Genomic DNA, 11,154 nt, shown 5'->3' with positions numbered 1-11,154 from the left:
CCCGTCAGGCATCCTCCGGAAACAGTCGACATCGAGGTTCGTCGTGCGTTCTCCCCGCCCCCACGCCGCGCGGCTCGCGGTGCTCGCCGCGGTGATCATCGCTGGGCTCGCCGCCTGTTCGTCGGCTCCCAGCGAGCCGACCACCGTGTCCGAGCGGACGCTGAGCGCGATCGAGGCCGACTCGGGGTTCACCTGGGACGAGCAGCCGGTGCCCCTCGAGCTCGGGGTGACCCACACCCAGGACAGCCTGGGCTCCCACGACCCCGAGGAAGCCACGGACCGGGGCAAGGAGATCCTCGGCGACAACGGGGCGATCTGGCAGAACAACCACCTCATGGGCTTCGGCACCGACAACCCGGAGCCGTCCCCCGGTGACTACGACTGGGACAGCCTCGACCAGCGCATGGAGCTCACCGAGGAGACCGGCGGCAAGGCGATGCTCACGCTCTGCTGCGCGCCCGACTGGATGAAGGGCGGCGACGAGGGCGACACCGACTGGTCGAAGCTCGAGGACAACCCGCTGCCCGAGCACTTCGCCGACTACGCGAAGCTCGCCGCGGCGGCGGTCGAGCGCTACCCGCAGGTCGACCGCGTGCTCGTCTGGAACGAGCTCAAGGGCTTCTACAACCAGGCCGCGAACCGCTGGGACTACGAGGGCTACACCGACTTCTACAACCAGGTGTACGCCGCGGTGAAGGCCGTGCGCCCCGACATCAAGGTCGGTGGCCCCTACGTCGTGCTCACCAGCCTCGACCCGGGCACGACCGACGCGTCCGACCAGGTCACCGGCCCGTGGGGCGCGGTGGACCGGCGCGCACTCGACGTGGTCGACTACTGGCTGCAGCACAAGGCCGGCGCCGACTTCGTCGCGGTCGACGCCTCCACCAAGACGAAGGACGACACCCTGCCGTCCGTGCTCGACGGCGCGCAGAAGTACGCCGACCTGGACCGGTGGCTGCACGAGCGCACCGACCTCCCCATCTGGTGGGCGGAGTTCTACCCCGACGTGCCCGACGGCGCACAGCCGGGCGCGGACAGCCCGGCCAGCGCCACCGCCACGCTCGCCGCCGTGGCCGCGTACGCCCGGTCCGGCGCGGCAGGCGCCCTGTTGTGGGGCCCGCAGGGCGACCCCGACCTGCACTACGCCGCGCTCTGGACCGACAGCACGAAGGACGACGGCGGCCGGCCGACCCCGCTCACCGCGGCCTGGCAGTGGCTCGTGCCGCGGCTCGCGAAGGGGGACGTCGAGGTCGGCCACTCCCCCGCGTCACCGATGCTGGTGTTCCGCGCCGCCGACGGCGCGGTGGTGGTGAACGCGAGCGACGAGTCGGTGCAGGTGGCGTCCGACACCGAGCCGGTCGGCCCGTGGTCGATCACCGTGGTGCCCCGCAGCCCGTAGTCCTCCGGCCGGACTTCGTGACGATGGCGCTGCCGGCGATCGGCAGGCCGGAGTGTTGCCTGCGGCGGTGATCAAGGGCGAATGGACGCTCCTAGAGATCGTTTGACCACCATCTCCCCTTGATCGGCGACCCGAGGGCGCATGCTCCGCTCAGGGCTTGCAGGCCACCCCGCCGAGGATCATCTCGTCCTCGACGGTGGCCGACGCCATCAGCGGACCGTCGGGCCACCAGTCCCGCAGGCGCGAGACACCGGGCTCGACGAGCTCGAGCCCGTCGAAGAACGCCGCGATCTCCTCCCGCGGGCGGAAGGCCACCGGGCCGAGCCCGCTGCGGCTGAAGATGCCCTCGACGAGCCGGGCGAGCTGGGTGCCCTGGCCGTCGTCCTCCGGGTCGCAGAAGTGGGTGAGCACCAGGTAGGAGCCGGACGGGAGCAGCTCGAGGTAGCGCTGCACGATCTCGTGCGCGCGCTCGCTGCCGGCCACGTGGTGCATGGTGCGGCTGTGGATCAGCGCCACCGGCTCGTCCGGGTCGAGGAACTTCTTGACCGTCTCGTGGCCGAACAGCTCGTCGGGCCGCGAGTAGTCGGCGTCGGCCAGGTGGGTGAGGTCGTTCTCCGCGAGGATGGCACGGCCGTGCGCCTGCACGACGGGGTCGTCGGCGACGTAGATGACACGGGTGTCGGAGTTGAAGCGCTGGGCGGCCTCGTGCGTGTTGTCGATGGTGGGCATGCCCGCGCCGACGTGCAGGATCTGCTCGATGTGCGCCGACTTCACCAGGAAGCGGGTGACCCGGCCCAGCCACGCCCGCTCCTCCTGCACCACGCGCGTGAGCTCCGGGGTGGCCGCGTGGATCTCGCGGACGATGGCGCGGTCGGCCGCGTAGTTGTCCTTGCCCCCGAGGAAGCCGTCGTACACCCGCGCGAGGTTCGGCTTCGACGGGTCGATCCGGCGCGATGGCGGCATGGGTGGGTCGTCGGGGTCGAACGCCGGGGGATCGAACCCCGGCGGATCGTACGAGGCGCCGGACGTCACGCACGTACCGTATCGGTCGCACGTGCGCGGGGTCATCCCCCACCGGGTGGTGGCGAACGGGGCGCAAGGGCCTTCCTGACGAGGCAGGACTCGCCCAGCGGTGCCGTCAGGGGCGCGGGAGCGGGTCCCCGCCGGGCAGGGTCAGCGTGCTCGGGGTGTGCGGCAGGATCGCGTCGATGTAGGACTTCGCCGCCGCGGTGGTGCCCACGTCCTTCCCGGCCCGCTCCGAGAGGAACCAGCGGTGCTCCAGGACCTCGTGGAAGATCTCCGCGGGCTCGAGGCGGTCGGCGAGGGACTCCGGGATGCGCGCGATCACCTTGTCGTAGACCTCGGCCCGCCACCGGTGCCCGGCCACCGTCTCCGGCACCGAGCGGCCTTCCTTCTGCTCCAGGTAGCCGCGGTAGCTGCGCAGGTCGTTGAGCAACCTGCGCGCCTGGTTCTCGGTGACCTCCAGCCCGGTGAGTGCGTAGAGCCGGTTGCGGTGCCGGCCGGTCTCGGCCACCTGCGTGTGCACGCGCAGCCGGACCCCGTCCTCGGTGGTGATCAGCTCGATCTCGTCGACATCGAACCCGAGCTCGTTGATCCGGTCCACGCGCGCGGCCACGCGGTAGCGCTGCTCGTCGGGCCGCAGCAGCTCCTCCCGGGTGAGCTCGTCCCACAGCGCGTGGTAGCGGCGCGGCAGCTCGGCCGCGATCTCGACGGGGTCGACGTCGTCGGGCAGCAGACCACCCGCCTGCAGGTCGAACAGCTCGCCGCCGACGCGCTCGGCGGCGTAGTCGATGTCGAAGCTGCGCTGCCCCGCGGTGAGCGAGGGGTGCAGCTCCGCGGTCTCGGCGTCCACGAGGTAGGCGGCGATGCTGCCGGCGTCCGGGCGGAACAGGGTGTTCGACAGCGAGCAGTCGCCCCAGAACAGGCCCGCGAGGTGCAACCGCACGAGCAGCTCCACCATCGCGTCGATCAGCTGGTCGGTGGGGCGCGCCGCGTGGCCGTGCGAGAACACGTACCGGTAGGACATCGAGTAGTCGAGGAACCGCGTGACGAGGATGGCGTCCTGCCCCGGTTCGTCCGCCACGGCACCGGCGGGTGGGCGTTCCACGCACACGCCGAGCACCGACACCGCCGGCATGCCCATCGATTCCAGGCGGCCCAGCAGCCGGTACTCGCGCCGGGCGAGGCGCTCGTCGATCTCCTTCAGCGCGTAGACGTGGCCGTCGGCCTCGACGAAGCGCACGACGTGCCGCGAGATGCCGCGGTGGGCCACCTCGAGGAGCCGGTCGTCGGTCCACTCCTCGAGGGGCTCCTGCCACGGCAACGACAGCAGCCCGGCCGCATGCTCGGCCGGGGGCCGGAAGATGAAGCGCACGGCGCCAGTATCCGGCGGGTGTCAGGCCTTCGGGCCACCGGCCACGTAGATCACCTGGCCGTTGACGAACCCGGAACGCTCGCTGACGAAGAACGACACGGCGTTCGCGATGTCCTCGGGCTGACCGGCCCTCGCCACCGGGATCTCCGCCGCCCGGGCGGCCAGGTAGGTGTCCCAGTCCTGCCCGATCCGCTCCGCCGTCGCCTTCGTCATGTCGCTCACGATGAACCCGGGCGCGATGCAGTTGGTCGTGATGCCGAACTTGCCCAGCTCGATGGCGAGGGTCTTGGTGAAGCCCTGCAGCCCGGCCTTGGCCGTGGAGTAGTTGGCCTGTCCGCGGTTGCCCAGCGCCGACGTGCTCGACACGTTGACGATGCGGCCGAAGCGCTGCTCGACCATGTGCTTCTGCACCGTCCGCGCCATCAGGAAGGAGCCGCGCAGGTGCACGCCCATGACGGTGTCCCAGTCGAGCTCGGACATCTTGAACAGCAGGTTGTCCCGGGTGACGCCGGCGTTGTTCACCAGCACGGTGGGCGCGCCGAGCTCGGCCGCCACCCGCCCGACGGCCGCCTCGACCTGTGCGGCGTCGGAGACGTCCGCGCCGACGGCCAGCGCCCGGCCGCCCGCGGCCTGGATCGCGTCGACCGTGCCCTTCGCCGCCGCCTCCTCGAGGTCGATCACCGCCACCGCGAGGCCGTCGGCGGCCAGCCGCTGCGCGGTGGCCGCTCCGATCCCGCGCGCGGCCCCGGTCACGATCGCCACGCGCTGCGGGCTCTGGGTCATTTCCTGCTCTCCCGTCCTCGTTCCCGATGTCGGCACCGACATCCTCCCGGAGTCTGGGACACCACGCGCGGGCACGCCAACCGACGGTGACCGATCTCGCGGGATGCCTGACGTGGAGCGAACGGTTCGTTCGCTCGCACCGCGCGTGCGAGGGTGGCGTTCGCTCCGCCGGGGCGCCGGCGGGAGCTCCTAGTCGAAGAACCGGGCCAGCTGGCGCTCGTCGGGATCCTCGCCCGGGGGCAGCGGGGTCAGGTCGGCGAACACGGTGGACTCGTCCCGGCCGACGTGCAGCGGGTACCAGGAGGGGCGGTCCGGGCCGGAGCAGATGCCCTTCACGGTCTGCGTGTCGAGCAGGCGGACGTGGGTGGGGTCGGCGACCGCGTTGACGTGCCTCCACCACGGCGAGAGCACGTGCAGCACGCCACCCGGGCGCAGCACCCGGTGGCACTCGGCCACCAGCGGCAGGAAGTCGATCAGGTGCTCCAGCACGTGCACCGCGAAGACCCGGTCGACGCTGGCGTCGCGGAACGGGAGCGGGCGCGCCACGTCGGCCACCGCCGCGACCGACGGCGTGCGCCTGCGGTCCACGCCGATGTTGGTCGGGTACTGGCGCTGGTCGCCGCACCCGATGTCGAGCACGACGGGGTCCCGGCCGGCGACGCGCACCCGGTCCCACACGGCGTGCACCCCGGCCAGCCGCCCGACCAGGCGCCGGACCGTGTCCAGCTGGTCCGCCCGGTCGACGCGCCCGCGCAGGTGCACCACCCCGCCGTCGACCTCGGCGGTGACGTCGATCCCGCGCACCCGAGCGTCGTGGGCGAGGAGCTCCCCCACCACGCTCGCCAGGTAGTCGTCGTACCGCTGCTGCCTCGCCTCGCCTCCCATGCCTCAACCGCTACCCGGCGCCACCACCGGGCAACCGTTTCGCCTACCGCAGCCCGGGAACGCCCCCGGTGACCCGATCTGAACCTCTCGGAGGAGATGCGTGCCATGACCGGCTTCCTCGGGTCGGGCGACCCCGGCTCGTTCGACGAGTTCCTCGCCCGCTTCTTCGGGCCCGGCGCCCGCGGGCCGGTGCGCCGGATCGACCTGACCCGGCTGATGAGCGCCGGTGCGCGGGAGCTCGTCGCGACGGCCGCCCAGCTCGCGATCGACCGCGGCGACACCGACCTCGACGCCCAGCACCTGCTGCTCGCGGCCACCCAGCTCGAACCCACCCGCCAGTGGCTCGACCGGGCGGGCGCCGACCCGGACCGGATCGCCCGGATGCTCGACGAACGGCTCACGCGGGCCGAGCCGACGGGCCGCGCGCCCGCGCTCACGCCGGCGGCGAAGCGCGCCCTGCTGGACGGCCACCAGGTGTCGCGTTCGCTCGGATCCACCTACATCGGCCCCGAGCACGTGCTGCTCGCCATCGCCGCGAACGAGGAGTCGGCCGCGGGCAGGCTGCTGGCCGAGGCCAGCTTCGCCCCCCGCGAGCAGCCCGGCGCCCGGGGTGCCGGGCCCGGCACCCGCGGGACGCGGCCGGGCGGAGGGGGCGGCCCGGCCGCCACGCCGACGCTCGACCAGTTCGCGCAGGACCTCACCGCCGCTGCCCGCGAGGGCCGCCTCGACCCGGTCGTCGGCCGGGCCGACGAGATCGAGCAGACCATCGAGGTGCTCTCCCGGCGCACCAAGAACAACCCCGTGCTCATCGGTGAGGCCGGCGTCGGCAAGACCGCGATCGTCGAGGGGATCGCGCAGCGGATCGTCGACGGCGACGTGCCCGACACGCTCGCGGGGCGCCGCGTGGTCGAGCTGCAGCTGTCCGGCGTGGTGGCCGGCACGCGCTACCGCGGTGACTTCGAGGAGCGGCTGCGCACCCTCATCGACGAGATCCGCTCCAACGGTGACCAGCTGATCGTCTTCATCGACGAGCTGCACACGATGGTCGGCGCGGGCGGCGGGGGCGGCGGCGAGGGCGGCGGGTCCATGGACGCGGGCAACATGCTCAAGCCCGCGCTGGCCCGCGGCGAGCTGCACGTCATCGGCGCGACCACGCTGGACGAGTACCGCAAGCACATCGAGTCCGACGCCGCGCTCGCCCGCCGGTTCCAGCCCGTGATGGTGCCCGAGCCCAGCTGCGAGGACGCGGTCGAGATCCTGCACGGGCTGCGCGACCGCTACGAGGCCCACCACCAGGTGCGCTACACCGAGGACGCGCTGCGGGCCGCCGTGGAGCTGTCCGACCGCTACCTCACCGACCGGTTCCTGCCCGACAAGGCGATCGACCTGATGGACCAGGCGGGGGCGCGCGTCCGGCTCCGCACCCGCACGCCCTCGACCGACCGGCGGGGGATCGAGCAACACCTCGAGCAGCTCGAGCGCGACAAGGACCAGGCCGTCGCCGACGAGCAGTACGAGCGCGCGTCCGAGCTGCGCGACGAGATCTCGCAGCTGCGCGAGAGGCTCGCCGCGACCGGGCCGGCCGAGGGCGGGGTGCCCGAGGTCGGCGTCGCCGACATCGCGGACGTCGTCTCGCGCTCCACCGGGATCCCCGTCGCACAGCTCACCGAGGCCGAGCGCGATCGGCTGCTGCGCCTCGAGGAGGAGCTGCACGCGCGGGTCGTCGGGCAGGACGAGGCCGTGTCCGCCGTCGCCGAGGCGATCCGTCGCTCCCGCGCGGGGCTCGGCGACGAGAACCGCCCGGTCGGCAGCTTCCTGTTCCTCGGCCCCACCGGCGTCGGCAAGACCGAACTCGCCCGCGCCCTCGCCGTGGCGCTCTTCGGCGACGAGGACCGCATGGTGCGCCTGGACATGAGCGAGTACGGCGAGCGGCACACGGTCGCGCGGATGGTCGGCGCCCCGCCCGGCTACGTCGGGTACGGCGAGGCCGGCCAGCTCACCGAGGCCGTGCGGCGGCGCCCGTACTCGGTGCTGCTGCTCGACGAGATCGAGAAGGCCCACCCCGACGTGTTCAACGTGCTGCTGCAGGTGCTCGACGACGGCAGGCTCACCGACGGGCAGGGGCGCACGGTCGACTTCCGCAACACGGTCGTGATCATGACCAGCAACGTCGGATCGGAGCTGATCACCAACCGCGGCACCACGCTCGGCTTCGGCAGCAGCCGCGACGTCGGCACCGACGCCGACTCCGCCGAGCTCCGGGACAAGATCATGCCGCGGCTGCGGGACGTGTTCCGGCCGGAGTTCCTCAACCGCATCGACGAGATCATCGTCTTCCGCAGGCTCGACCCCGACCAGCTCGCCACCATCACCGACCTGCTGCTCGAGGACACCCGCAAGCGCCTCGCCGCGCAGGACGTCACCGTCGAGTTCACCCCCGCCGCCGTACGCCGGATCGCCGAGCTCGGCTACCAACCCGAGTTCGGCGCCCGCCCGCTCCGCCGCACGATCCAGCGAGAGGTCGACAACCCTCTCTCCGGCCTGCTGCTCGCCGGCGAGCTCCCGGCGGGCAGCCACGTGCACGTGGACGACGTGGACGGCCGGCTGGACATGGAGACGGCGGCGGTCGGCTGAGCGGGCCCTCCCGGGGACCGCCCGAACCGGGGCCCGGCCGCCTGCCCCCCGGACCCCCGCGAGCGGTACCCGGCGGTCTCGCCTGCGACCCCGATGTGCTCCTCGCGCCGATCGCACGCGCCGTCCCGGACCGGGCACCTCACGGCCGCAGGCCCGCCGCCACCCGCAGGTCCGCCACCAGTGCGTCGAGTGCCTCGTCGCGGGCCTCTGGTGGCCCCCGCAGGATCGAGCTGGGGTGCACGGTGGGCACGAGCCGGTGGCCCTCCCACTCCAGCACCTTCCCGCGCTCCTTCGTGATCGCGAACCCGGACCCCATCAGGGCCTTCCCGGCGACCGCGCCCAACGTCGCGAGCGCCGCGGGCCGCACCGCGGCCAGCTCGCCGTCCAGCCAGTGCCGGCAGGCGCGGATGTGGGTGACGCCCGGCGTCTTGTGGATGCGCCGCTTGCCCTGCCGCTCGAAGCGGAAGTGCTTGACCGCGTTGGTGACGTAGACCTCCGAGCGGTCGATGCCCGCCCGCTCCAGGGCCTTGTCGAGCACCCGGCCCGCCGGGCCCACGAACGGCGCGCCCTCGACGTCCTCGCGGTCGCCCGGCTGCTCCCCGACCATCATCAGCCATGCGCTGGGCGGGCCTTCCCCGAACACGGTCTGCGTGGCCGGCTCGTAGAGCTCGCACCGGGTGCAGCCGGCGGCCTCGCGGCGCAGCTCGTCCAGGTCGGGGAGGTCGGACACGGTCGTCACCCAGGGGAGCTACCCGGTCGTCCGCCGACTCCAACCTCGACCGGTCACACACCAACCGTTGCGCTCACACACGAACTGCAGTTGGTGTGCGAGCACCGAAGTTCGTGTGTCAGCGCGGGGGGATGTCCGATCAGCGGAGCGCGGGGGCCGGTGCGCCGGCCCCGACCCGCCCGAGCAGGTCCGACACCTCCTCGACCACCTCGGCGACCGGGATCTGGTCGAGGAACGACGGGCGGTGCTCGCACCCGTCGCCCGGGCGGTGCGGGTATCCCGCGGTGCTGCAGTCGACGCCGCAGACCGGGCAGTGCACCGTCCAGCTCAGCAGCGGGCGGTGCCGGCTGCGGCCCGCTGGTGCGGCGTTGATCGCGTTGCCGCACCAGTAGAGGCCGACGGTCGCGGTCCCGACGGCCCGGGCGAGGTGCAGCGGGCCCGAGTCGTTCGCGACCACGACCGCGGCGCGCGCCAGCACCGCGGCGAGGGTGCCGAGGTCGGTGCGTCCGGTCAGGTCGGTGATCGGGCGCGCGGCGGCGGCCAGCACCGCGGCGCCGACCTCCGCCTCCCCCGCCGCGCCCACGAGCACCGGCCGGGCGCCCGCGGCGGCCAGTGCGTCCGCAACCGCGGCGAACCGGCCGGCGGGCCAGCGCCGGCGCGGGTCCGTCGCGCCCGGGTGCAGCACCACCCACGGACCGTCGCCCGGCAGCAGCGCCCCGGCCGCGTCCCGCTCGGCGCCGAGGACCGCGAGCCGGGGGTACTCGGCCGGGCCGTCGGCGCCGGCGAGCCGCACCACCTCGAGGAACCGGTCGGCCTCCGGCTGGTAGTAGCGGTAGGGCACATCCGCGTCCAGGGCGGGGGCGCCGGGAGCCCGCAGGCCGATCGTGCGGCGGGCACCGAGCGCCGCGACGAGCGGGTTGGCGGCGGCGCCGCCGCCGTGCAGCTGCACGGCGAGGTCGTAGCGCTCCGCGCGGGCCGCCTCGAGGAAGGCCGGCAGGGCGTCCGCGGTGGGCGCGCCGGCGGGCTGCGCCGCGAGCCCGGGGATCTGCGGCACCACCAGCACCCGGTCCACGGGGCCCGGCCTGCCCGTGAGGAAGCGGTCGTGCCAGCGCGCGCCGAGCAGCGTGATCTCGGCGCCCGGGAACCGCGCACGCAGTGCGGCGAGAGCGGGGGTGGCCATCAGGTAGTCGCCGAGCGCGTTGCAGCGGAGTACGGCGATGCGGGGGAGCTCATCCGACACGGGCGCGGATTTACCCGTCCCGGCCGGGGGTACGCACGGCAGGTGGAGCACATTCCCCGGCCGACCGCGCTGGTGCTGCGGGCACTGCACCTCGGGGACCTGCTCGTTGCGGTGCCCGCGCTGCGCGCGCTGCGCAGGGCGCTGCCCGGACACCGGATCGTGCTCGCCACCACCGCCGCGCTCGCGCCGCTCGTGGCACTGGTCGACGCGGTCGACGAGCTGCTGCCCACCGCCGCCCCCGAGGCACTGCAGTGGCCGCGGGGCGCCCCGGACGTCGCGGTCAACCTCCACGGCCGCGGGCCGCAGAGCCACCGGGCCCTGGACGCGCTCGAGCCGCGCCGGCGCATCGGGTTCGCGGCCCCCGGCTGGCCGGGCCCGCGTTTCGACGAGGTCGCCGCGCGCCACGCGCACGAGCGCGAGCGCTGGTGCGCGATGCTCGACTGGCACGGCGTCCCGGCCGATCCGCAGGATCTGCGGCTGGCCGCCCCGGCCGGGGTGTCGAGCCGGCGGGTCTGCGCGCCCGTGATCGTGCACCCGGGGGCCCGCTACGGCGCCAAGCGGTGGCCGGTGCGCCGCTTCGCCGAGGTCGCCGCCTCGCTGAACTGCCCGCTCACCCCGGTCGTGGTCACCGGCGGCGCGGACGAGCAGGAGCTGGCCCACGCGGTCGCCGGTGCCGCGGGCCTCGGCGCGTCCCGCGTGCTCGCCGGGCGGACGGACCTGGAACAGCTCAGCGCGCTCGTGGCCGGCGCCGCGCTCGTCGTGAGCGGCGACACCGGCGTGGCCCACCTGGCCGCGGCCTTCGGCACCCCGTCGGTGACCCTGTTCGGCCCGGTCGACCCGGCGCAGTGGGGACCTCCCGCGGACGGCCCGCACATCACGCTCGGCGACGCGAGCGTGCGGCGCGGCGACCCGTTCGCCGACGACCCGGACCCGGCCCTGCTCGCGGTCGGCGTCGGTGACGTCCTGCGCGCGGCCGCCCGGCTGCGCGGGAAGGCGCCCGTCAGCCCGCCCGTCACCGCGCCCGTCGCAGCGCCCGTCGACGCCGTCTCCCGCACCGCCGTGCACCACTGACCACCCGGCGGCGGTGC

Annotated in this window: 9 protein-coding genes; 3 read left to right on the top strand and 6 right to left on the bottom strand. The window is 74.1% G+C overall.

The features are described from left to right. Positions 1–43: 43 nt before the first annotated feature. Positions 44–1,399 (top strand): hypothetical protein, encoded by a 1,356-nt coding sequence (locus tag ABEA81_RS08965; protein WP_345604397.1) that lies wholly within the window; start codon positions 44–46, stop codon positions 1,397–1,399. A gap of 150 nt (positions 1,400–1,549) precedes the next feature. Here ABEA81_RS08965 and ABEA81_RS08960 read toward each other — a convergent pair whose 3' ends face one another. The 4 genes from ABEA81_RS08960 to ABEA81_RS08945 all read right to left on the bottom strand — a co-directional run bounded on the left by ABEA81_RS08960 (position 1,550) and on the right by ABEA81_RS08945 (position 5,462). Then, the gene (locus ABEA81_RS08960) at positions 1,550–2,431 is read right to left on the bottom strand and encodes an SAM-dependent methyltransferase (RefSeq protein WP_345604396.1); all 882 of its coding nucleotides are present in this window, start codon (positions 2,429–2,431) and stop codon (positions 1,550–1,552) included. Positions 2,432–2,537: 106 nt separating this feature from the next. Beyond that, the gene (locus ABEA81_RS08955; protein ID WP_345604395.1) at positions 2,538–3,794 is read right to left on the bottom strand and encodes a DUF4032 domain-containing protein; all 1,257 of its coding nucleotides are present in this window, start codon (positions 3,792–3,794) and stop codon (positions 2,538–2,540) included. Positions 3,795–3,815: 21 nt separating this feature from the next. Beyond that, positions 3,816–4,577, bottom strand: coding sequence for a 3-oxoacyl-ACP reductase FabG (gene fabG, locus ABEA81_RS08950; protein ID WP_345604394.1), 762 nt, complete (start codon positions 4,575–4,577; stop codon positions 3,816–3,818). 189 nt (positions 4,578–4,766) lie between these two features. Next, entirely contained in the window at positions 4,767–5,462 is a 696-nt protein-coding gene (locus ABEA81_RS08945; protein WP_345604393.1) for a methyltransferase domain-containing protein, read from the bottom strand. A 105-nt stretch (positions 5,463–5,567) separates the two neighbouring features. Between ABEA81_RS08945 and ABEA81_RS08940 the strand changes: the two genes are divergently transcribed. Next, positions 5,568–8,096 carry an ATP-dependent Clp protease ATP-binding subunit gene (locus tag ABEA81_RS08940; protein ID WP_345604392.1) on the top strand — a complete coding sequence of 843 codons (2,529 nt, stop codon included), beginning with the start codon at positions 5,568–5,570 and terminating at the stop codon, positions 8,094–8,096. A 139-nt stretch (positions 8,097–8,235) separates the two neighbouring features. Here the strand turns inward: ABEA81_RS08940 and ABEA81_RS08935 are convergent, their stop codons facing one another. Both ABEA81_RS08935 and ABEA81_RS08930 read right to left on the bottom strand, forming a co-directional pair. Further along, positions 8,236–8,835: a UdgX family uracil-DNA binding protein gene (locus tag ABEA81_RS08935; protein ID WP_425570484.1), complete on the bottom strand. Its 600-nt coding sequence runs from the start codon at positions 8,833–8,835 to the stop codon at positions 8,236–8,238. A gap of 130 nt (positions 8,836–8,965) precedes the next feature. Next, on the bottom strand, positions 8,966–10,066 hold the full coding sequence (locus tag ABEA81_RS08930) for a glycosyltransferase family 9 protein (RefSeq protein ID WP_345604391.1): 1,101 nt from the start codon (positions 10,064–10,066) through the stop codon (positions 8,966–8,968). Between the two features lie 42 nt (positions 10,067–10,108). On the opposite strand from ABEA81_RS08930, the gene ABEA81_RS08925 reads away from it, so the two are divergent. Beyond that, entirely contained in the window at positions 10,109–11,137 is a 1,029-nt protein-coding gene (locus tag ABEA81_RS08925) for a glycosyltransferase family 9 protein (RefSeq protein WP_345604390.1), read from the top strand. The last annotated feature ends 17 nt before the right edge of the window (positions 11,138–11,154 follow it).

Source organism: Pseudonocardia adelaidensis, from assembly GCF_039543345.1.
Classification (GTDB): Bacteria; Actinomycetota; Actinomycetes; order Mycobacteriales; family Pseudonocardiaceae; genus Pseudonocardia; species Pseudonocardia adelaidensis.
The sequence above is the reverse complement of the archived record's forward strand: the minus strand, read 5'-3'. Positions and strand labels throughout refer to the sequence as shown.